This is a genomic window from Planosporangium thailandense, assembly GCF_011947195.1.
Taxonomy (GTDB): domain Bacteria; phylum Actinomycetota; class Actinomycetes; order Mycobacteriales; family Micromonosporaceae; genus Planosporangium; species Planosporangium thailandense.
Genome location: NZ_JAATVY010000002.1, coordinates 212,922 through 234,906, shown reverse-complemented (window position 1 = coordinate 234,906; position 21,985 = coordinate 212,922). Strand labels below are relative to the sequence as shown.

The 21,985-nt window shown below is 70.1% G+C and carries 18 protein-coding genes; 8 read left to right on the top strand and 10 right to left on the bottom strand.

The annotated features are described in order from the left end of the window. The first annotated feature begins 331 nt into the window (after positions 1–331). The gene (locus HC031_RS03850) at positions 332–2,656 is read left to right on the top strand and encodes a hypothetical protein (protein WP_167923745.1); all 2,325 of its coding nucleotides are present in this window, start codon (positions 332–334) and stop codon (positions 2,654–2,656) included. A 69-nt stretch (positions 2,657–2,725) separates the two neighbouring features. Here HC031_RS03850 and rplI read toward each other — a convergent pair whose 3' ends face one another. The 5 genes from rplI to HC031_RS03825 form a co-directional block, all read right to left on the bottom strand. Then, the gene (gene rplI / locus HC031_RS03845; protein ID WP_167923744.1) at positions 2,726–3,175 is read right to left on the bottom strand and encodes a 50S ribosomal protein L9; all 450 of its coding nucleotides are present in this window, start codon (positions 3,173–3,175) and stop codon (positions 2,726–2,728) included. Positions 3,176–3,188: 13 nt separating this feature from the next. Continuing rightward, the gene (rpsR, locus tag HC031_RS03840) at positions 3,189–3,428 is read right to left on the bottom strand and encodes a 30S ribosomal protein S18 (RefSeq protein ID WP_167923743.1); all 240 of its coding nucleotides are present in this window, start codon (positions 3,426–3,428) and stop codon (positions 3,189–3,191) included. A 20-nt stretch (positions 3,429–3,448) separates the two neighbouring features. Next, positions 3,449–3,967: a single-stranded DNA-binding protein gene (locus HC031_RS03835; RefSeq protein ID WP_167923742.1), complete on the bottom strand. Its 519-nt coding sequence runs from the start codon at positions 3,965–3,967 to the stop codon at positions 3,449–3,451. A 97-nt stretch (positions 3,968–4,064) separates the two neighbouring features. Continuing rightward, entirely contained in the window at positions 4,065–4,355 is a 291-nt protein-coding gene (gene rpsF / locus HC031_RS03830; protein WP_167923741.1) for a 30S ribosomal protein S6, read from the bottom strand. Positions 4,356–4,630: 275 nt separating this feature from the next. Further along, a complete protein-coding gene (locus HC031_RS03825; RefSeq protein WP_167923740.1) occupies positions 4,631–5,437 on the bottom strand; it encodes a hypothetical protein in 807 nt (268 codons plus the stop codon). Positions 5,438–5,579: 142 nt separating this feature from the next. Between HC031_RS03825 and HC031_RS03820 the strand changes: the two genes are divergently transcribed. Both HC031_RS03820 and HC031_RS03815 read left to right on the top strand, forming a co-directional pair. Continuing rightward, positions 5,580–6,350, top strand: coding sequence for a deoxyribonuclease IV (locus HC031_RS03820; protein ID WP_167923739.1), 771 nt, complete (start codon positions 5,580–5,582; stop codon positions 6,348–6,350). A 75-nt stretch (positions 6,351–6,425) separates the two neighbouring features. After that, positions 6,426–8,381 carry a hypothetical protein gene (locus HC031_RS03815; protein ID WP_167923738.1) on the top strand — a complete coding sequence of 652 codons (1,956 nt, stop codon included), beginning with the start codon at positions 6,426–6,428 and terminating at the stop codon, positions 8,379–8,381. Positions 8,382–8,405: 24 nt separating this feature from the next. On the opposite strand, the gene HC031_RS03810 is transcribed toward HC031_RS03815, so the two are convergent. The 3 genes from HC031_RS03810 to HC031_RS03800 all read right to left on the bottom strand — a co-directional run bounded on the left by HC031_RS03810 (position 8,406) and on the right by HC031_RS03800 (position 13,495). Beyond that, positions 8,406–9,944, bottom strand: a complete 1,539-nt coding sequence (locus HC031_RS03810) for a glycosyltransferase family 87 protein (RefSeq protein ID WP_167923737.1) — start codon at positions 9,942–9,944, stop codon at positions 8,406–8,408. A 157-nt stretch (positions 9,945–10,101) separates the two neighbouring features. Further along, a complete protein-coding gene (locus HC031_RS03805; protein WP_167923736.1) occupies positions 10,102–12,801 on the bottom strand; it encodes a transglycosylase domain-containing protein in 2,700 nt (899 codons plus the stop codon). A gap of 232 nt (positions 12,802–13,033) precedes the next feature. Beyond that, positions 13,034–13,495, bottom strand: coding sequence for a DUF5318 family protein (locus HC031_RS03800; RefSeq protein ID WP_167923735.1), 462 nt, complete (start codon positions 13,493–13,495; stop codon positions 13,034–13,036). A gap of 191 nt (positions 13,496–13,686) precedes the next feature. On the opposite strand from HC031_RS03800, the gene HC031_RS03795 reads away from it, so the two are divergent. Both HC031_RS03795 and HC031_RS03790 read left to right on the top strand, forming a co-directional pair. Continuing rightward, positions 13,687–14,280, top strand: coding sequence for a helix-turn-helix transcriptional regulator (locus tag HC031_RS03795; RefSeq protein WP_167923734.1), 594 nt, complete (start codon positions 13,687–13,689; stop codon positions 14,278–14,280). Positions 14,281–14,304: 24 nt separating this feature from the next. After that, positions 14,305–15,384 carry an inositol-3-phosphate synthase gene (locus HC031_RS03790; RefSeq protein WP_167923733.1) on the top strand — a complete coding sequence of 360 codons (1,080 nt, stop codon included), beginning with the start codon at positions 14,305–14,307 and terminating at the stop codon, positions 15,382–15,384. Positions 15,385–15,454: 70 nt separating this feature from the next. On the opposite strand, the gene HC031_RS03785 is transcribed toward HC031_RS03790, so the two are convergent. Continuing rightward, the gene (locus HC031_RS03785) at positions 15,455–15,937 is read right to left on the bottom strand and encodes a methylated-DNA--[protein]-cysteine S-methyltransferase (RefSeq protein ID WP_338090471.1); all 483 of its coding nucleotides are present in this window, start codon (positions 15,935–15,937) and stop codon (positions 15,455–15,457) included. A gap of 82 nt (positions 15,938–16,019) precedes the next feature. Between HC031_RS03785 and HC031_RS03780 the strand changes: the two genes are divergently transcribed. Then, complete coding sequence (locus tag HC031_RS03780) at positions 16,020–17,405, top strand: MFS transporter (protein WP_167923731.1); 1,386 nt, start codon at positions 16,020–16,022, stop codon at positions 17,403–17,405. Positions 17,406–17,471: 66 nt separating this feature from the next. Continuing rightward, positions 17,472–18,314: a peptidylprolyl isomerase gene (locus HC031_RS03775; RefSeq protein ID WP_167923730.1), complete on the top strand. Its 843-nt coding sequence runs from the start codon at positions 17,472–17,474 to the stop codon at positions 18,312–18,314. On the opposite strand, the gene HC031_RS03770 is transcribed toward HC031_RS03775, so the two are convergent. Continuing rightward, positions 18,298–19,797, bottom strand: coding sequence for a CCA tRNA nucleotidyltransferase (locus tag HC031_RS03770; RefSeq protein ID WP_167923729.1), 1,500 nt, complete (start codon positions 19,795–19,797; stop codon positions 18,298–18,300). The two genes, HC031_RS03775 and HC031_RS03770, sit on opposite strands and share 17 nt — an antisense overlap. Positions 19,798–19,956: 159 nt before the next feature. Here HC031_RS03770 and murJ point away from each other — a divergent pair, with 159 nt between their 5' ends. After that, positions 19,957–21,810 carry a murein biosynthesis integral membrane protein MurJ gene (gene murJ, locus HC031_RS03765; RefSeq protein ID WP_167923728.1) on the top strand — a complete coding sequence of 618 codons (1,854 nt, stop codon included), beginning with the start codon at positions 19,957–19,959 and terminating at the stop codon, positions 21,808–21,810. The last annotated feature ends 175 nt before the right edge of the window (positions 21,811–21,985 follow it).

Genomic DNA, 21,985 nt, shown 5'->3' with positions numbered 1-21,985 from the left:
GTACGACAGTTTCCCGGACACCGCCGATCGACCACGGTAGAGAGCCGAGGGGGTCTACCACAATTCGGACAGTGGACAACCGTCGGGACAACCTGTGGATGACTGGCCTCAATCGGTGGGCATCCCTGTGTAAAGGGTGTGGAAAACTCTGGGGACGGCGCTTCCACAGCGTGCTCTACCTGCGAAAACTGCTTCAACAGCCTGTGGGCGAGACAAAGTCGGCCACGACACGCCGAGGCGTACCGGGTATCGTCGCTGACGAGCGGATCCGCCGAATCGGATCCTGCGGCACGGGAGTAACAAAGCGTTACAGAAGGGTCACTCTCCGACTGTGGGTCACCGGGACAAGGGGTACGGGTCACGCGGCAGGCGAGACCGCCGACCGTCGCCGGCCAACTGGTCGAGCGCGGCCGAGTTCGGCGACCCCACCATCGACCGGCCGACCCCGTTGACCGCACGATTCGACCGCGTCGATCGCCAGGCCGAGGAGGCCGAGCAGGCCGAGGAGAAGTACGACCTGCCCGGTCAGGGCCCCCGATCGGACCGCCCCGGCTGGGAATCCACCATTCCCGGTGACCGCCCGCGCGCCGGAGAGTTCGACACCGGCCGTCGCGAGCCGTACGCCGACGAACAGGTACGGCGTGGCTACGCTTCCGATGCCCTGCTGCCGACCGCCGACCCCGGTTGGCGAACCGACTACCGCAGCGAGCCCCCGCCGCTGTCCGACTCCGACTCGTGGCGCGACTACGGCAGCACGCGGACCGGGTCGTACGAGTCCCCCTACCGCGACGACTACCGCGATGGTCCGCGGTTGGCCGAGGACGAGCCACGAGACTCCAGGCACGGCGCGCTGGCCGAGGACGACCCGCCGCGCTCCAGGCACAGCGCGGAGGAGAGCCCACGCCGCTCACTTCGCGCGCTGGAGGAGGAGGCGCGGCGGGCCAGGGAGGAGCCGCCTCGACGCGCCGATGACGACGATCCGTGGCGATCCCGGCCCATTGTCGACGACCGCGGTCCCACCACGCTGCTGAGCGCCGGCACCGAGGGCAGGGTCGAACCGTCGGCGTTGGCCGACCCGGCCGCCCAGCCCGGCTGGAGCACTCCGGAACCCTTCTCACGGCACTACCGCGACGACGCGGACCCGGGTTCCTGGCGCACCCATCAGCGCACCGAGTTCGAGACCTGGAGCACCGAGGACGCCACCGCCCAGCGGTGGCGCAGCGAGACCGTGTCGTGGCGTACCCACGAGACCATCGAGGTCGACACCAGCGGGGTCGACCGGCCCGGCCCCCGCGCGATCGGCTCCGCCGAGTCCGCAGCCCCGACCGGCGGCCGTTACGCCGATGCGGCCGACCTTGAGGCGTGGCGTAGCGAAACCGGCACCTGGCGCACCCGCGACACCACGACCACGGGCTCCTGGCGTCTTCCTCCGGCGACGGAGGACGTACCGACCGGCGGCGTCTCCACCGACGGATGGAGCACGTCTGCCGCGGCGGAGACCGGCTTGTGGAGTCGCAGCCGGGGCCGGTGGGTGCCGGCCGCCGACGACACAGCCGAGCAGTCGGACTTCGTGGTGCGGCGCTACGACGACACCGGCGAGATCCCCAAGGACCTGCTCCAGCGCACCCGGGGACGGGTTCTCGACCACGACGAGTTCTCCGACACGCGCCGTACGGGCGCCGCTGACGGCGGCACCGCCAGCCCGGACGGGCGCCGGGACGTTGGCCCGGACGGGCGCCGCGGAGGCGACACGGACCGGCGCGACGACGGCATAGAACGCCGGGTCGGCCGCCGCCGGGCCGACGACGACTTCGACCGGACGGACATCTACCCGGCCGCCGGCTACGAGGCGGGCTATGGGTACGGCGAGCGGACGGACCGCCTGTCGTCCGGACGCCCCGGCACCCGGTTGGACGGCGATCGCCCAGGTACGTCCGAATGGTCGGACACGGGCGTCCGACGCCCCCGTCGGGGGGTGTCGGCCCCGTCCGAGGATCTCGACGAGGGTTACCGGTTCCTCGACGACGGGCCGGGGCGGCGCAGCAGGTCTTCGCGTTATGACGACGACGCGCCCCGGTACCGGTCGGGCCGGCGCAGCGCGGCCGGTCCGCGCACGGCCCGGCACTCCTCCGACGAGTACGACGACGATGACCGGCGGCGTCCGACCCGGGCGGTCGCCCGCCGCTCGTTCGATTACGCCGGCTCGCAGGGATCGCGCGACAACGTCATCACGCCCCGCGCCGCCAGCCGCGGTGAGTTGGTGCCGGTCAGGCGCGGCGTCGCCGTCGTCGACGAAGACGATGCGGACGAGGTCGACGAGACGCCGTACAGCTATGCCAGCGCGGGTGTCGCCTCGGTCGCGTGGTTCGGGCTGCCGATCGGCGCGTTTCTGCTGTGGGCGATGTTCCTCGGCGGCACCGCCCGGGCGGACTGCGTCACCGCTTCCGGCCAGCCGTGCTCCGCGCCCCGGGACGCGGCGTTCGCGACGTTCGCCACGCATCTACCGCAGATCGGTGTCGCGATCGCGCTCAGCGTGGTCGTCGGCCTGCTGATCCGGCGGGTCTCGCCGTTCTGGCGCCCGGCCACCGTCGGTTTCGCCGCGTCCGTGGTGGGCGGCGGCGTGACGACGATTCTCTTCACCGTCCTCAACAGCTGACGGCCCTGACACGCGAAGCGGGCGGTACGTAACCACGTACCGCCCGCGCTTCGCGTGTTGTCGCGTGACCTACTTCGCGGGCACCACGGTGAGCGTGAACGCCGCCGAGACCTCGGGGTGCAGGCGGATCTGCACCTTGTAGTCACCGGTGGACTTGATCTGACCGGGCAGCTCGAGCCGGCGCTTGTCCAGGTCGGGGCCGCCGGCGCGCTTGACAGCCGCCGTGACCTCGGCCGGGGTGACCGAGCCGTAGAGCCGGCCGCCCTGGCCGGCGCGAACCGGCAGCTGAACGGACAGGTTCTCCAGGTTGGTCCGGATCTCGTTGGCGTGATCCAGGTCGCGGACCTCGCGGGCCGCGCGGGCCCGCTTGATCACCTCGATCTGCTTCTCCGCGCCGCGGCTCCACAGGATCGCGTAGCCCTGCGGGATCAGGTAGTTGCGGCCGTAGCCGCCCTTGACCTCGACGACGTCGCCAGGAGCACCGAGGCCCGACACCTCCTGTGTCAGGATGATCTTCATGTCGGTCCTCCTCTCAGCGTGCCGTGGTCGTGTACGGCAGGAGCGCCATCTCGCGGGCGTTCTTGACCGCACGGGCGATCTGCCGCTGCTGCTGGGCGCTCACGCCCGTCACCCGCCGCGCGCGGATCTTGCCGCGGTCGGAGATGAACTTGCGCAGCAGCGCGGTGTCCTTGTAGTCGATGTAGGTGATGCTCTCCTTGTCGAGAGGGTTCACCTTCTTCTTGGGCTTGCGCAGTGCCGCAGCCTTCGCCATTTTTCGTGCTCCAAATGCCATTAGAACGGGGGCTCGTCGTCGAAGGATGAGCCCGATCCGCCGCCGCTGCCGCCGGCCGGCGTGGCGCTGGCCCACGGGTCGTCGGCGTAACCACCGCCGCCGCCCTGGCTGCCACCACCGCCGGAGGAACCGAAGCCGCCACCGCCCGAGCTGCGCGACATCTTCTGCACCTTCGCCGTGGCGTACCGCAGCGACGGGCCGATCTCGTCGACCTCCAGCTCCATGACCGTGCGCTTCTCACCCTCGCGCGTCTCGTACGACCGCTGACGCAGCCGGCCGGTGACGATCACCCGGGCGCCGCGCTGCAACGACTCGGCGACGTTCTCCGCCGCCTGACGCCAGATGTTGCACGCCAGGAAGAGCGGCTCGCCGTCCTTCCACTCGCCGGACGCGCGGTCAAGCGTGCGCGGGGTCGACGCGACGCGGAACTTGGCCACCGCAGCACCTGAAGGGGTGAAGCGGAGCTCGGGGTCGTCGGTGAGATTGCCGACGACCGTGATGATCGTTTCTCCTGCCATGGGTCGCTCCTCGCGCGCATTCGGCTGTTCGGGCTCAGCCTGTCACGAAGGTGTGACAGTTTGACCCGGAGCGGGATCGGGGCTCGCCGGAAAAGTCCTAGCGGACGTCCGGCCGGATGACCTTGGTACGCAGCACGGACTCGTTGAGTCGCAGCTGACGGTCCAGCTCTGCCACCGCCTGCGGCTCAGCCTGCAGGTCGATGATGGCGTAGATGCCCTCGGTCTTCTTGTTGATCTCGTACGCGAGGCGCCGGCGGCCCCACACGTCGAGCTTCTCCACCGAGCCACCCGAAGTCCGGATCACGTTGAGATACGTGTCGAGCGACGGGGCGACGGTGCGTTCCTCGAGACTGCCGTCGAGGATCACCATGATTTCGTAATGACGCAAGACTGCTCACCTCCTCTGGTCTGGCGGCCACGGTCCTTCCGTGGCAGGAGGTCGTGCGTCTGCTCACCGGCGCTCAGGGCCGGTGAACCGGTCAAGGATAGCGGTTCGTCCGCTCGGAAGTGGAACCGGGCCGCATATGGTGGCCCCGCGAGTACGCCGCCGACCTGTGACCGGAAGAGACCGCGGGGCGCCGTGCCCGACATTCTGAGTGGGACCTGGGGAGGAACGACCACACCAGCGAGAGAGGACTAGCGCCCCGCGGAGCTGTATGAACCTTACGCGCAATGCGTTCGGATTGTTCGTTTTGAGATGATAGACCGTATTCCGGTGATCGTCACGCATACGACGAACATCGCCACGATCGACGCCAGCAGCGTCGACGACGTGTCCCGGCTGGAATCCGACGCCCGCACCAGCGGCTCGACCGCGATGGCGTCGCTGGTGACCGGCGGTGCGGACGGCGTACCCACGGCCGGCGCGGCGACGGGCGCCAGCGAGCGCTCGACCGCCGTCGGACCCGCGCTCGCCGCAAGGGTGATACCGGCCGGCTGGCGCGCCGGTGGCGGCACGGTGTGCCCGGAGCCGCGGGACCCGGGGGCCGCCGACACGCTCTGACCGACCTCGGGCGCCGCGCTCGCCGTCGGACGGGGCGGGTCGGCGTCCTGTGTCTTGTCGGGCACGCCGGTGACCACCGTGATCGACGCGGCCAGGAACTGCTCCATCACAGGGGTGCCACAGGGGAAGGCCATCGAGACCGACACCGGACCGCGGTGGATGACCAGCGGCACCGCCTCGCCCGGTCCGACCTGGGCCACGGGCTGCCCGTCGACGCGCAGCACGGCATCCTGACCGAGCCGGTTGGCGAACATGACCCGCGACTGTGCGGGGACGGTCAGCGCGGCGCGGCTGGGCACCGACCTGCAGACGATCAGGTTCAGGAAACTGCCACCGTCGAAGCTGACCGTCGGGATAGCGGCTGATCCCTCGTCGGCGTACGCGGACGGCGTGCCCAGCCCCGGTCCGGCGGCGAAGGCAGCCAGCGCGACCATCGCCGCGGCCGCGGCAATCCGGACTCCAGCCAACGTCGCCACCCACATCTTCCGGCCGCGTCCTGCGGGCCGTACCGGGCGCTGCGCAGATCTCGGCTCTGGTCGTCCGGTTAACGATCGTCGGAGGCGGCGGTGACGCGAGTGGGATGTCGGCCCTTCGTCGTAGGCTCGCCGCATGCGTATCGGAGCACACCTGGACTCGACCGACCCGCTCGGCGCCGCTGCCACGCGATCAGCCGACGTCGCGCAGTTCTTCCTTTCCGACCCGCAGGGCTGGGCTTCGCCCGAGCCGCGTGCGGACGCGGCCGACCTGCGTGAAAGCGCAATCGATGTGTTCGTGCACGCGCCATACGTCATCAACGTGGCCACGCTGAACAACCGCATCCGCATCCCCAGCCGCAAACTGCTCGTCGCGCAAGCCAAGGCCGCGGCCGAGATCGGCGCGCGCGGGCTCATCGTGCACGGGGGACACGTCAACAAGGGCGACGACCTGGCGGCGGGCTTCGAAAACTGGCGCAAGACCTTCGCGTACGCCGCGGAGTCGGGCGGTTTCGCGACCCCGGTGCTCATCGAGAACACCGCGGGCGGCGACAACGCGTGCGCCCGCCGCTTCGACGCGCTCGCCCGGCTCTGGGACGCGATCGGGGAGTACGAGGTCGGCTTCTGCCTGGACACCTGCCACGCCTATGCCGGCGGTGAAGACCTGCTGGGCATCGTCGACCGGGTGAAAGCGATCACCGGCCGGATCGATCTCGTCCACGCCAACGACTCCCGCGACGCCTTCGATTCGGGGCGGGACAGACACGCCAACCTCGGACAGGGCACGATCGACCCCGACCTCCTCGTCGCGGTGGTCCGCGCGGCCGGTTGCCCGGTCGTCGTCGAGACCCCCGGTGGCGCGGAGTCGCAGGCGGCGGACATCGCTTTTCTGCGCGAACGGCTCTGACGCGGCAACGGTGCGGACCTGGTTCCGGCGTCGAGGGCGGCCCGATGGTGAGGCGGCAACGGACTTGAGGCGGCCATGAACGGCGATGGTGAGGCGACGAGGTCGACGGGGGCTGACGCACCCGAGGGGAGCGTGGCGGACGGCGACGCGGGCAGCCGTCCCCCGGGCGAGGACGTGACGCCGGCGAAGGACACGCAGCCGGCCGAGGCCAGCGCGACGGCGACGGACACACAGCCGGCCGAGGCCAGCGCGACGCCGGCGACGGACACACAGGGGCCCGCCGATCCGTGGGGCGCGTTCGCACCACAGCCTGCCCTCGCGCCAAGCCGGGCGCGGCGATGGGCCGGGCGGGTTGGCCGGGTGCTGGGCCACGAGTGGACCGTCGCGAGCGTCCTGGGCGTCCTGCTGGCCGTGGCCATGACCTGGCCGTCGGCGCTGCGCCCGAGTGACACGCTGCCCGAGGACCTCGGCGACCCACCACTGGTGGCCTGGATCCTGGCGTGGTCGGGTCACGCCGTCACCCACGACCCGACCGCGCTGTGGCACACCAACGCGTTCTACCCCAACCGGTACAGCCTCGCGTTCAGCGACACCCTGCTCGGATACCTGCCGGCCGATGTGATCGGCACCGGCTGGGTGGCGGCGATCCTCCGGTACAACCTGCTGTTCATCTTCGCGTTCGCGCTCGCCTCCGTGGGCGCCTACGCGCTGGTCCGCCAACTCGGCGCCAACCGCGTTGGCGCCGCCGTCGCCGGTGTCGCCTACGCGTACGCGCCCTGGCGCTACAGCCAGGCCGGTCACCTCCACATCATGTCCAGCGGCGGCATCGTGCTGGCCTTGGCGATGCTGGCGCGGGGCCACGGCTTTTCGCTGCGCGGCGGCTACCGGCGCGACCTGGTCCGGCCGGGCTGGGTCATCGCCGGTTGGCTGGTGGCAGCGTGGCAGATCACGATCGGCTTCGGCATCGGGATCGTGTTCGGATACGTGCTCGCCGGCTGTGTGCTGACCGGGCTGTTGGCCTGGCTGCTGCGGCGATGGCGGCCACCGCGCCGGCTGGTGCTGTTCAACCTGGTGGGAGGCGCCGTGTTCGCCGCCGTGACGGCGCTCATGGCGTACCCGTTCCTGCGGGTCATGCAGATCTACCCGAACGTCCAGCGCACGGTCGCAGACCTGAAGCACTTCTCGCCGCCCGTGCGGGGTCTGTTCGTCGCCCCGCGGGAGTCCCTGTTGTGGGGCACGCTGCACACGACGGTCCGCGAGAGCCTGCCGTTCCCGCCCGAGATGACGCTGCTGCCCGGTTTCACGCTGATCGGGCTGGCCGTGGCCGGCCTCGTCGTGTCGGCCTGGTCGGTCCGGGCCCGCATCCTGCTCGCCGCCGCCGTGGTGGTATCGGCGATCTGCGTTCTCGGCACCAACGGGCCGTTCCACGGCTGGCTCGGTTACGTGGCGCTCTACCACCTTCCCGGGTTGAACGCTCTGCGCACGCCGGGCCGGCTGATCTCGTGGACCACGCTGCTGCTGGGCATCCTCGCGGCCGGTGCCCTCACCGGGTTCGCCCGGCGCGGCGAGGAGGCGCGCGGTGACCGGGTTTCCGGACGACCGGAGGCGCTGCTGCGGATCGCCGCGCTGATACCGCTCGCGCTCGTGGTGGCCGAAGGGATCAACAGGATGCCGCATCCGGTGGTGCCCGCCCCGCCCGCCGGACTCGCCAAGCTGCCCGGGCCGCTGCTGATCCTGCCGCAGGAACCGCTGGACGACGAGCTGTACATGTTGTGGAGCACCAACGGCTTCCCGACCATGGTCAACGGGCTCAGCGGCTACGAGCCGCCGCGTCGGGCCCAGCTACGCACCGCGGGGGAGAAGTTTCCCGCCCCGGAGAGCGTGGACGAGCTACGCGCCGCGGGCGTACGCACGGTCGTCGTGCTCCGTAGCCAGGAGAACGACCCGCTGAAGCTCACGGCCGACACCGAGGCCCTGGGCATCAACCGGGAGGACCGCGGCGACATGGTGATCTACACCCTCAACCCGTAGCGTTCGCCGGTCGCGCCGTGCCGGTCAGGCCGCTCCGGCACCGGCCGGCGCGGCGCGGACCGGCCGCCGCGCACCGTACACGTCCGGCGCTCCGTCGAACTCCCCGCCGTCGGGGTCGTCGGCGTACGTCCGGCGTACCGCGTCCGCCTGCGGCCGCATGATGTCGCGCACCACGAAGGCGATCATCACGCACACGGTGACCAGGCGGAACACGGAGGCCAGTACGAAGACCCACTCCGGGAACACCTCCCGCCCCGAGGCGTTCATCAGCTCTCCGTAGAACGCCACGAAGTAGGCGACCTCGGCGAACTGCCAGGCGAGGAACGCGCCCCAGCGGGGACGGGCGAGGATCGCCAGCGGAAGCAGCCACAGCACGTACTGCTGCGACCAAACCTTGCCGGTCACCAGGAACGCCGCCACGATCAGAAACGCCAACTGCGCGAGACGCGGACGGCGCGGTGCGCCGAGCGCGAGCACGAGGATGCCGGCGCAGGCGATGACGAACAGCAACAGGTACAGCACGTTGAGCACTCCGTGCTCGGCCTGCCGGTTGAGCCACTGGAACGGGGCGAGTCCGTACCGCCCGCCGCCGAGCGGGAAGTGCTCGCCGATGTACCAGATGGTGCCCCAGTCGATGCCGCGGGCGCTGTTGAGGTGGAAGAACTCCCGCCACGCGGCCGGGTACAGGATGGCGACCGGTGCGTTGACGGCCACCCAGCTGATCAGTGCCGTGCTGAGGGTGGTGACGAAATCGCGCCAGCGGGCCGTCCGTAGGGCGAGCACGAACAGGGCACCCAGCAGCAGCAGCGGATAGAACTTGGCGGCCGTCGCGAGGCCCAGCATGAGGCCGGCGAGCGCCGGCCGGCGTCTGGCCCAGAAGTACAGGAAGAAGGTGCTCAGCGCGACCGCCAGCAGGTCCCAGTTGACCGTTGCGGACACGAACAGCGCCGGCGAGAGCGCGAACATCGCGGCGTCCCACGGTCGCCGCCGGCGCAGCGCCAGGATCGCCGCCACGGTGGCGACACCGAGGGCGCCGAGCACGAGCGCGTTGAGGTCGTAGAAATGCTCGGCCTGGTTCACCCCGGGGTGGGTCGTCGCGTACGCGTGCACCGGCAGCCCGAGCGCGCCCATGAAAGCGCCGGTGAGGACCGGGTACTCGACGGCATGGTCGGCGTAGGGGACCTTTCCGTCGGCCAACCCCTCGGCGTAGTACAGCGCGAGCACGTCGGTGTAGCAGAAATGCTTGTACTGCGGCAGGTCAGAGCCCCAGGCGCCGTCACGGCAGGGTGACTTCTGCACCCAGTGCAGCGACAGCATGAGGCAGGCGAGCGCGAGGACGACGCGTACCGGTGTCCAGAAGCGGCTACCACCCTGCCGCGAGCGGGCGGGCCGGACGGCGTGCTCGCCGACGGGACCGCCGATCGCCTCCGAAAAGCCACGGACGACCGGGTCCGAGTGCGCGGGCTCGTCGATGCTGCCGGCATCCACCGGACCGCCGGACTGCGTGAGCTCAGGCTCGTCCGAAGGGCGAGGCTCGGGCTGCGCCACCGCGTGCGTGCTCATGACTGGCATCCTGCCCGAAACCGATGCTCCGTGACACGGCGGCGTCGGATCCGACCCGCCGGCTGCCGCGGGCTACGGACCAGCACGCCGGGGCGGTGGCCGCCACATGCCGCGGGCCCCGGGCGACGTGTCGCCCGGGGCCCGCGAGGCCATCAGATCAGGGCCTTCTGGATGGAACAGTGGTCGGCGTGACCGTGCCGGGCAGGCCGCCGCCCTGGCCGCCGTTGCCGTTGCCGTTGCCATTGCCGTTTCCGTTGCCGCCGCGTCCGCCGGCCTGGCCGCCGGGCTGGCAGTTCTGCTGGAACGGGAACAGACATGGCACGCCACCGGGCTGCTGCTGGCCGGCGTTCGGGTCGGCCGGCGGCTGAGTGGGTGCCGGGGCCGTGGAGTCGCCGCGGCCGGGGTCGCCGGTGTTCTTCGCCGGGGGGAACTTCGTCATCGGCATGTTCCCGGTCGACGCGTCCATGAACTTCTTCCAGATCGGGCCCGGCCCCGTCGAACCGAACAGCGGCTGGCCGTTGATCTTGACGGCGGTGGCGTCACCCTGGTCCGAGCCCACCCACACGGCGGTCGCGAGCCCGTAGAACTGCTGCTTCGCCTTCAAGTCAGGAGCGATGAAACCGACCATCCAGGCGTTGGAGTTGCCATTGTTCTTGAAGTCGGTGGACGACGTCGAAGCCTGCCAGGTACCGGTCTTGGCGGCCGCCTGCCGGCCGCCCTTGAGCTGGAGCCCCTTACCGGTACCGACCTGGAGCACCTTTTGCAGCGCGGAGGCCTCGTCGTCGGCCATGGCCTGCGTGTACCCGGGAATCTGGGTCGGCTTGAACGCCTCCGAGTAGACCAGGTCGGCGCCCTTGTAGACCTTCGCGACGAAGTGCTCGGGGGCGCGCGCGCCGCGCGCGGCGATGGTGGCGACGCCGTTGGCGTGGTCGAGCACCGTGATCGCGTACTGGCCGATACCGATCTCGGGGCTGAACTTCGGCTTGTCGGCGCTCAGGTCACTGCGCACCTGCGGCTGACCGTCCAGGTTCCACATGTAGCGGATGCCGGCGTCCTTGGCGAAGTCGAGCACCTTGTCGGCGCCGATCGTGCGGGCGACCGAGTAGAAGGGCACGTTGAGCGACTCGGCCGTCGCCTCGGCCAGGGTGCAGTGCTTGTCGCCGCCGGCACAGTTCGTATTGCCCTCGGCGTTCACCACCGGGGCCTGCCGCTCGGGGAACTTCCTGCCGGACGTGCCGTCCCAGTACGAGTTGAGGGAGATGCCCTCCCGCAGCGCCGCGCCCAAGGTGTAGATCTTGAACGACGACGCCGGGTAGTGGCGGCCGAAGCCCTGGAGCCGGTCCTTGTCGCAGTTGGGCTCGTCCGATCCGCACTTGGTGAGGACCGGGTCCCGCCAGACGCCGGCCAGGTCCGGCGATCCGCCGTTGGGTCCGCCGTAGTAGGCCCTGACCCGACCGCTGTACGGCTCGACCGACACCAGCGCGCCGACCGCCCCCTTCTGGTTGTACAGCGGCGAGGCCGGGTTCGTGTTGTCGACGTACTTCACGGCCGCGGCCTGCATGTCCTTGTCGATCGTGGTGACGATGCGGTACCCGCCGGTCTGGAGGTCGGGGAACATCTGGTTCCCCTTCGGGTCCTTCATGTGGTACAGCTCGTCCATCACGTTGTGAAGGATGTTGCCCTGGGGCGTGTTGAGGCCCCACTGCGCCTGGAACGCCGGGTCGTTCGGGTCGTACTTCTTCATCTCCGGGTACTTCAGCGTCGCCGCCTGGGCCGGGGTGATGAACTTCAGCTGGACCATGTTCGGCTTGATGTAGTTGTCGAACCGGTCGAGCGCGGGCCCCGGGTTGGCCGTGGCGTCGTAGTAGCTGAGGTCCCCGGGCCCACCGGACGGATTCTTGATCATCGCGGCGAGGGCCATGCCCTCGGCGACGTTCAGCTCCTTGGCGTGCTTGCCGAAGTACGCCTCGGCCGCCGCCTCGATGCCGTAGGAGTCCCGGCCGAAGAAGACGGTGTTGAGGTACGCGGTGAGGATCTGGTCCTTGGTGTAGGTCTTGTTCAGCTTCATCGCCAGCACCGCTTCCCGCAGCTTGCGGGAGTAGGTGATGCCCTTGAGGTCGGCGATGTCGCGCGCGTACTGCTGGGTGATCGTCGAGGCGCCCTGGCGCTCTCCACCGGTGAAGTTGTTCCACGCCGCGCGCAGGATGCCGGTGTAGGAGATGCCCTGGTCGGTGTAGAAGGTCTTGTTCTCGGTGGCCACGACGGCGTTCTTGACGTCCTGCGGGATCTGGTCCGACGGGACGATCGTGCGGTTCTCCTCGCCGATCTTCGCCATCTGGGTCTGGCCGTCGGAGTAGAAGACCGTCGTCGCCTGCGAGCGCTGCGGCAGGTCCTTGGGTAGCTCGACGTCGTCGTAGAAGTACGTGCCCCCCACGACCGAGCCACCGGCAACGATGATGAGCAGGGCGAACGCGCCGAGGATCAAGTTGCGCCGGCGCGCGCGCTTCGCCCGGGCAGCCGTCGCGCCGGTCGGCTTCGAGCTCTTCGGTGGACGCTGGGCCGGACCGCGGTTCTCGAGCACGTCGGAGCGCCCCACGGTGGCGCGCCCGCTGGCGCCGGACCGGGCGGGTACCTGTGCCCGGCCGGCCTTGGCGCCAGCGGCGCCACCGGGAACACCGGCACGCCCCACGGATGCCCGGCCGACACCGGCGCCGCCGGCACCGCCGCCTCCCACCGAGGCGCGGCCCACCGAGGCACGGCCGGCGGAAGCCCTCCCCGCCGCCGAACCGGATCCACCGGACGAGCCCGGAACCTGGGCCCGCCCCCGCCGGGGGTTGTTCGGGTCACCCTCGCTCATGCGTCCCACCTTGCCGGTCGTGATGCTGACACAGCTGTCAGCATCAGAATGCCGTGAGCTGCTCCACCTGCTGACGAAACGACACGCTTTCGGATGGACGGCGTCAACCGCCCATTACGACTAAAAGCAACGTCACAGGGGGAAATAATAGATAGATTTCGATTTGTCGGGCGCGCACTCGCTACGCTCCGACCCGGCGGGCAGTGCCAGCGGTCGGCGCGGTGAGCTCGGTTCACTCGCCGCCCCCCGGCCGTAACCGGCTACGCCCACGAGCCTGTGCGGCCGGCGCGGTGGCGCCCACCGCATCGGCCGTGCCGGTCGGCGCCTCGATCCCGTCGCGACCCAGCAGGTACTGCTCGACGAGATGGTTCCAACCGCAGCCGCGACAGACCTCTACGACGTACACCTGGAACTCACCGACCGTCATCGCCAGCACCGGCAGTTCGGCCTTGCGCCGCGCCTGGCCGGCGGACTGCTTGAGCTCGTCGCCGTAAATGTAGTGGACGTGCGTGAGGTTCTCGCGACGGCAGACCGGACAGCGGTCCTCGGTCGGCTCTCCGTGGAACTTCGCCGCACTCTGCAGGTAGGGCGACGCGTCACACACCTCGAAGGTGCCGACCCGCCCGGAGTAGACCTCGCGCAGCAGGGCGCGCCGCCGAAGCGAGTAGTCGACAACCTGGCGCTGCGTCCGCATGGAACCCGAGGGTACGCGTTCGTGACCACGACGGCGACAAAGGTCACCCATCGTGATCAGTGAGCGACACGACGCGAAAGTTTTCGATCGCGAGTTGCCATCCGTACGACGTCGGCCTAACGTGCGATGTATCGCCCCGATACATCGGGGGTGGCTTAGCCACGGGGGACAGGTCGTGAAGGGAGGCGACGGTGCTCGAGTTCGCCATCCTGGGTCTCCTGCACGAGTCGCCGATGCACGGGTACGAGCTGCGCAAGCAGCTCACCACGAAGCTCGGAGCTTTCCGCGCGGCCATCAGCTACGGCTCGCTGTACCCGACCCTGCGTCGGCTGCAGGCCGCCGGCTGGATCACCGAAGAGTCGGGGGCACCTGCCGCCGACGCACCGCTACTGACCAACCGGCGCAGCCGGGTGGTCTACAAAATCACCGCAGAGGGCAAAGAGCGCTTCCAGGAGTTGCTCAGCAGCGCCGGTCCCGAGACGTTCGACGACCCCGGCTTCGGCGTGCACTTCGCGTTCTTCGCCCGTACCGACCAGGCGACCCGGCTACGCATCCTCGAAGGACGCCGCCGCCGGGTCGAAGAGCGCCGTGAGGGCATGCGGGATGTGCTCTCCCGCGCGGCGGAACGGTTGGACGCGTACACGCTGGAGCTGCAACGCCACGGACTCGACGCCTGCGAGCGCGAGGTCCGCTGGCTGGAGGAGCTCATCGCGCACGAACGCTCCGGCCGCCCCCCTGAGGTAACAACCCCTTCCAACCTGCCTCCGGACCAACCGGAGCAATAAGCCAGAAGTGAGGAGGCACTCGCGATGGGCTCCGTTCGCGTTGCCATCGTCGGTGTCGGTAACTGCGCCTCGTCCCTCGTTCAGGGCGTGGAGTTCTACCGCAACGCCGACCCCGGAGAGCGCGTCCCAGGTCTCATGCACGTCACGTTCGGCGACTACCATGTCTCCGACATCGAGTTCGTGGCTGCGTTCGACGTGGACGCCAAGAAGGTCGGTCGTGACCTGGCCGAGGCGATCGTCGCCAGCGAGAACAACACGATCAAGCTCTGCGACGTGCCGCCGACCGGCGTCACGGTCCTGCGTGGACCGACCTACGACGGCCTGGGCCAGTACTACCGGGAGACGATCGACGAGTCCGACGACGCTCCCGTCGACGTCGCCGCCGCGCTGCGCGAGGCCCGCGTCGACGTGGTGGTCAGCTACCTCCCCGTCGGTTCGGAGGAGGCGGACAAGTTCTACGCCCAGGCTGCGATCGACGCCGGCTGCGCCTTCGTCAACGCGCTGCCCGTCTTCATCGCGTCCGACCCGGTGTGGGCGAAGAAGTTCGAAGACGCGGGGCTGCCGATCGTCGGCGACGACATCAAGAGCCAGGTCGGTGCGACGATCGTGCACCGCGCGCTCGCGAAGCTGTTCGAGGACCGCGGCGTTGAGCTGCTGCGCACGTACCAGCTCAACTTCGGCGGCAACATGGACTTCATGAACATGCTCGAGCGCACGCGGCTGGTCTCGAAGAAGATCTCCAAGACCCAGTCGGTGACCTCGCAGATCCCGCACGAGATGGAGAAGGCCTCCGTTCACATCGGGCCGTCCGACCACGTGCCGTGGCTCGACGACCGGAAGTGGGCCTACATCCGCCTCGAGGGCAAGGCCTTCGGCGAGGTGCCGCTGAACGCCGAGGTCAAGCTCGAGGTGTGGGACTCGCCCAACTCGGCCGGCATCATCATCGACGCCGTCCGTGCCGCGAAGATCGCCAAGGACCGGGGCATCGGCGGTCCCATCCTGAGCGCCTCCAGCTACTTCATGAAGTCGCCGCCGGTGCAGTACAACGACCACGACGCCCACGAGGCGGTGGAGAAGTTCATCCGCGGCGAGGTCGAGCGCTGACAGCAACGCTTCGCTGACGGAACGTTTCACGGGAAACGGCGGTGGGGGAACCCACCGCCGTTTCGCGATTTCAGAAGGTGAAATCCCGCTCCACGCGTACCCGCGCCTCCAGCTCCAGCAGCAGCCGCTTGCGTCGCAGCCCGCCGCCGAAGCCGACCAGCTTCCCGCCGGCGCCCACGACCCGGTGACAGGGGAGCAGCACCGGAAGTCGGTTGCGGTTGCACGCCATGCCGACGGCCCGCGCCGCTCCCCGGTCGCCGACCGCGTCCGCGATCTGCCCGTACGTGCGTGTCTCCCCGTACGGGATGGTGGAAAGCGCGGCCCACACCGCCCGCTCGAAATCCGTGCCGCCGACGTCCGCCAACGGCACGTCGAAGGCGGTCCGCCGGCCCGCGAAGTACTCCTCCAGCTGAGCCGCCGCCGCGACCACGAGCCGGTTGTCCGGCCCGCCCGGCGGGCCCTCCTGCCGGCCGAATCGCACCCGGCAGACGGCTTCGTCGTCAGCGGCGACCGACACCTCGCCGATCGGAGTCGACAGCGTCATCCAGCGCACGGTTCCAGTGTCGTGCGACCGGCGCGATACCGGAAGTATCGACCCGGATACCTCCCGCGGCCGCGCCACGTACGCTCGAAATGTGCCCGCCCCCGCCAACGCCGCGCCGACCGCCACCACGAACGCTCGCAACCTGCGCGCGCTGCTCGCCACCCGCGGCTTCCGACGGTTACTCGGGGTGCGGGTGATCAGTCAGATCGCGGACGGCCTGTTTCAGGCCGGCCTCGCCGGCAGCGTGCTGTTCAATCCGGAGAAGCGCACCAGCCCGCTGCAGATCGCCGTCGGGTTCGCGGTGCTCCTGCTGCCGTACTCGCTGATCGGACCGTACATCGGCGTCTTTCTCGACCGGTGGAGCCGGCGCTCGATCATCGTCGTCGCCAACCTGCTGCGGGCCCTGCTCGTGCTGCCCACGATCGCGCTCATCTGGTCGGACAGGGAGAACGCCGGCTTCGTCGCGCTGGCATTCCTCATCATCGGACTCAACCGCTTCTTCCTGTCCGGCCTGTCCGCCGCCATCCCGCACGTCGTCGACGACCGGCGGCTGGTCACCGCGAACGCGCTCAACGGCACCCTCGGCTCGATCTGCTACTCGCTCGGGCTGGGCAGCGCGGTGGTCCTGGTCAAGACCGCGCTGTCGGCGACGCTGCACGGGTACGCGCTGCTCGCCGCGCTCGCTCCGCTCGGGTACGCCGCCTCGGCGCTGCTGGCACGCTCGTCGTTCCAGCGCGAGCAGTTGGGTCCGGACAACCGGGAACGCAGCCGGGAGACGTTCGGCGCCGCCGCTCTCACGGTCGCCCGCGGCATGGTCTCCGGCGGGCGGCACCTCGCCGGCCGGCGTGGCGCGGCGTACGCGGTGCTGGCGCAGTCGGCCTTCCGGGCCCTGTACGGCGTGCTCGCACTCGCGGTGCTGCTGCTGCAGCGGCAGTACTTCCACCAGACCCGGGACGTGGGCGGGTCGATCAGCGGGCTCGGCCTGGTGTTCGTGGCGGGCGGCGCCGGCGTGCTCCTCGCGGCGTTCATCACCCCGCCGATCACTCGGCGGATCGGAGGCTGGCGCTGGATCGCGGGGCTGCTCGGCGGTGTCGCCGTGATGGTCCTGGTGTGCGGCCTGCCGTTCAAGCCCGGGCTGCTCGTGGTGGCGGTGCTGTACATCAACATCGCCGCTCAGGGCATCAAGATCGTCGTTGACACCGCGCTACAGCGCGAGTGCGACGACGCGTTCCGAGGGCGGGTGTTCAGCATCAACGACACCGCGTTCAACCTGTTCTTCGTCCTCGGCCTGTTCGCCGGCGCGCTGACGCTGCCGGCCGATGGGCACTCGCCGGCCACCATCGTCGTGGTGGGGTGCGGGTACGCGCTCGTGGCGATCTGGTACGCGGTCGCGGGTGGCCGGTGGGCGCGGCGTCTCGGCACCGACATCGCCGGCGATCTCCCGCTGGTCCGAGCCGGCTTCGAGCACTCGTCCTGACCTGCTGCGCGGCCGGGTCTGTGGTTTCGCCCGCCAGCTCGGTACCTTTTGACTAGCATGCCAGGTATGTCCAAATCTGGTCGTTCCTCCCGCCGCTCGCCCCGACGCAGCTCCTGGGGCGGAGCGGCGGTCGTCGTGGCGTTGCTCCTGGTCGGCGGCGCCGGTACCGCGGTGGCCCTCACGCGTAACCGGTCCGACGCGCCGGCGAGCACCGGGTCGACCGCCGCACCCACCGTGCAGGCGTCCCCCGGCGCGACGTCCGTCGGGGACGGCCTCGACCCGAGCGCCGGCAGCGGCGCGGCACCGAAGCGCAGCTCCACTCCGACCACGGCGCCGGCCACACCCGCCGCGGTGACCGCGCAGTGCCAGTACGTGCCGACCTCCGGCAGCCAGTCGATTCCGCTGCCCAACTCGCGCGCGAGCCTGCCGGCACACCCGCACGTCACGTTGACGACCAACTTCGGCGCCATCGGGATCGACCTGGCCGCGAACGCCGCACCCTGCACGGTCAACTCGTTCCTGACCCTGGCGCACAAGGGATTCTTCACCGGCACGCAGTGCCACCGGCTCACCACCGACGCCCTCTACGTGCTGCAGTGCGGCGACCCCAGCGGCACCGGCCAGGGCGGCCCCGGCTACCAGTTCAACGACGAGAACCTGCCGACGAAGAGCAAGCCCGCGTACCCGCGTGGCACGCTCGCCATGGCCAACTCCGGCCCCGGTACCAACGGCAGCCAGTTCTTCCTGGTGTACAAAGACAGCGCGATCGACCCGAACTACAGCGTCTTCGGCAGGATCACGTCCGGGCTGAGTGTCCTCGACAAGATCGCAGCGCTGGGTACGGACGACTCCAACGGTCCGGGCGACGGCCGCCCGAAGCGGGAAGTCACGATCACGCAGGTGGGGTGATGCCGCGCTCCGCGGCCCAGCGCAACAGCTCCGCGATCGCGTCGTCGTGCTCGAGCGGGCCCCGCTCGAGCCGCAGCTCCTTCAGGTGCCGCCAGGCCTGCCCGACCAGCGGGCCCGGCGGGATACCCAGCAGTTCCATGATCGCGTTTCCGTCGAGATCCGGCCGTACCTTGGCCAGGTCCTCCTCGGCCTGCAGCCGCGCGATGCGCTCCTCGAGAGCGTCGTAGTCGGCGGCCAGTGCTGCGGCCTTGCGCCGGTTGCGGGTGGTGCAGTCGCTGCGGGTCAGCTTGTGCAGCCGGGCGAGCAACGGTCCGGCGTCGGTGACGTAGCGGCGCACGGCCGAGTCGGTCCACTCGCCCCGCCCGTACCCGTAGAAGCGCAGATGCAGCGCCACCAGTTCGGTGACGTCGTTGATGACGTCCTTGGGGTACCGCAGGGCCTTCATCCGCTGCCTGGTCAGGCGCGCGCCGACGACCTCGTGGTGGTGGAAGCTGACCCGGCCGTCCGGCCCGACCAGCTTGGTCGCCGGTTTGCCGATGTCGTGCATGAGCGCCGCCATGCGCAGGACGAGGTCGGGGCCGTCCTCCTCGAGGCTCATGGCGTTGCGGATGACCGTGAGCGTGTGCTCGTACACGTCCTTGTGCTGGGCGTGCTCGTCGATCTCCAACCGCAGCCCGGACAGCTCGGGCAGGAACTGGTCGGCCAGACCGGTGTCGACGAGCAGGCGCAGCCCGGCCACCGGGTCGGCGCCGGTCATCAACTTGGTGAACTCGTCGCGGATCCGCTCGGCGGTGATGCGCGACAGGTCCTTGGCCATCGCCGTCATCGCGGTGACGACCTCCGGCGCGACCGTGAAGCGCAGCTGCGCGGCGAACCGCGCCGCGCGCAGCATCCGCAGCGGGTCGTCGGCGAAGGAGTCGTGCGGAGTGCCGGGGGTACGCAGCCGCTTCGCCGCCAGGTCCGCCAGGCCCCCGTACGGGTCGCTGAACCGGTGGTCCGGCAACGACACGGCCATGGCGTTGACGGTGAAGTCCCGGCGCTGGAGATCATCTTGCAGGTTCGTGCCGTACTGGACGATCGGGTTGCGCGTGACCCGGTCGTACGCCTCGGCCCGGAACGTCGTGATCTCCAGCCGCAGCCCCCGCCGGGCGGCGCCGATCGTGCCGAACTCGATGCCGGTCGTCCAGATCGCCTCCGCCCAGCCCTGGAGCAGCCGCTGGGTCTCCTCGGGGAGGGCGCTGGTGGTGAAGTCGAGGTCCTCGCCCAGGCGGCCGAGGAGGGCGTCGCGCACCGAACCGCCGACAAGGTGCAGTTCGTGGCCGGCGTCGGCGAAACGGCGGCCCAGCTCGTCGGCGACGGGGGAGACGCGGATCAGCTCCGCGACGGCCCGGCGCTGAGCGGCGGTGAGCTCGGAGGTGGCGGACCGCTCCCGACCGTTACCGGTCGCGGCGTCCGATCGGGCGGCGGAAGGCGTGTTCGACATGGGATAGCCAGCCTATCGGGCGGCGCTGCCGGGTCACCTCGGATATCCCCGGCCGCGGTGCCGACCGTGACCCGCCGGTCACGCCAGGGACCGACGATCGGCCGCGCCGATCATGAGCCGAAGTGAGTTTCTCGTGGTCGGCCACTAGTCTTCTCAGGCATGAGCGGTCGGACGTACCACAGCAACAACGCGAGATCGTCCGATCCTGACGCCACCGCCGCGCTCCCGGCCGTGACCCCCGACGCCACCGCCGTGCTGCCGACCGTGACGCCCGCCGCCAGGCTGGCCGACCCGCACCCGGCAGCCGGCTACGAGTCGCAGCCCACCATGGCTCTGCCCACGGTGGCCCCGCCCGCGGCATCCGGGCCGCAGCCAACTGCCGAGCCGAAGGGCACGACGGGTGACGAGGGCGCCGGCTCGGTGGCCCGCAACAGCGCCGTGATGGCGGTCGGCAGCATCGTCAGCCGGGTGACCGGGCTGCTGCGTACCGGCGCGCTGGCGGCGGCGATCGGCGCCCAGGCGGTGTCGAACGACTACACCCTGGCCAACACGCTGCCCAACATGGTGTACGAGCTGCTGCTCGGCGGCGTGCTCGCCAGCGTCGTCGTGCCGCTGCTGGTCCGGGCCCGCGCGAACGACTCCGACCGCGGCGAGGCGTACACCCAGCGCCTGCTCACGCTGGCCACCGTGTTCCTCGCGGCGGCCACCGTCACGGCGGTGGCCGCCGCGCCGTTGCTGACGGCGCTGGTCAGCAACGCGACGACCAAGGCGGCCGACCGGCACCTGACCACCGTGCTGGCGTACATGCTGCTGCCCGAGATCTTCTTCTACGGCATCGCGGCGCTACTCGCGGCGATCCTCAACACGCGTGGGCACTTCGCCGCGCCGATGTGGACCCCGATCCTCAACAACGTCGTCGTCACCCTGACCGCGCTGGCGTACATGCTGCTGCCGTCGTCGGGCGTGGGGGCCGACCGGCTGTCGACCGCGCAGATCCTGGTCCTCGGCGTCGGGACCACGCTCGGCATCGTCGTACAGGCCGGTGGCCTGATACCCGCGCTGCGCAAGGTCGGTTTCCGCTGGCGGTGGCGGTGGGACTTCCGTGAGCTGCACCTCGGGGAGCTGGCCCGGGTCGGCGGCTGGATGATGGGGTACGTCCTGATCAGCCAGGTCGGCGTGATGGTCGCGCTGAAGATCGCGCAGATCGCGGCCGACCGGGCCGGCGCCCCGGGCCCGACGGTCTACAACAACTCGTACCTGATCTTCATGATGGCCCACGGCATCGTCGCGGTCTCGATCATGACCGCGCTGATGCCGCGCATGTCGGCGGCCGCGGCCGAAGGCCGGCACGCCGACCTCGCCGACCACCTGTCGCTCGGTACCCGGCTGTCCGCGGTGATCCTCATCCCCGCCACCGCCGCCTACCTGGTACTCGGCCGTCCGCTGGGCGTCTCCCTGTTCGGCTACGGCCACTACGGCATCGCGGACGCGGCCAAGACCGGCTGGGTGATCGCGGTGGCGGGCCTGGGTCTGGTGCCGTTCGCGATCAGCCAGCTGCAGCTGGGCGCCTTCTACGCGATGCCGGACACCAGGACCCCGACGTTGATCAACTTGCCGGTGGTGGCGCTGCGCATCGTGTTGCAGACGTTCGCCCTCGCGCTACCCCTGGCCGGGGCGGCCGGAGTGCTCATGGCGGGTAACGCCGTCTCCTACGTTTTCGGCGCCGCCCTCGGGTACTGGCTGCTGCGCCGGCGCATCGGCCGGCTGGGACTGCGCAGGGTCGCCACCACCCTGCTGCGGCTCACCGTGGCCGCCGCCCTCGCCGCGGTACCCACCGTCCTCGTGGTAGCCGGGCTGGACACTTTCCTCAGCGACGACTGGCTCGGCAACCTTGTCCGACTGGTCGTTGGCGGTATCGTCCTCTTGGTCGGATATGTGGTGGCCGCCGCGGCACTGCGCGTCCGGGAGGTCACTGAACTGGGCGGGATGGTGCGCGCGCGGCTCGGACGCTGAACCAGGCGCCGTCACATTTCGTACCCTTCACGGGGACCTCAGACAGTCAGCGCCAACACACACTTCGCCAGGTGGTTCCACACTTACTGTGCGCAATATTTTGCCCACTTGTTCCCAACTGGAGCAACGATGGGATGTCCGGTAACTGGCCCCGGCCGGGTAAGGTCGGTCCCGA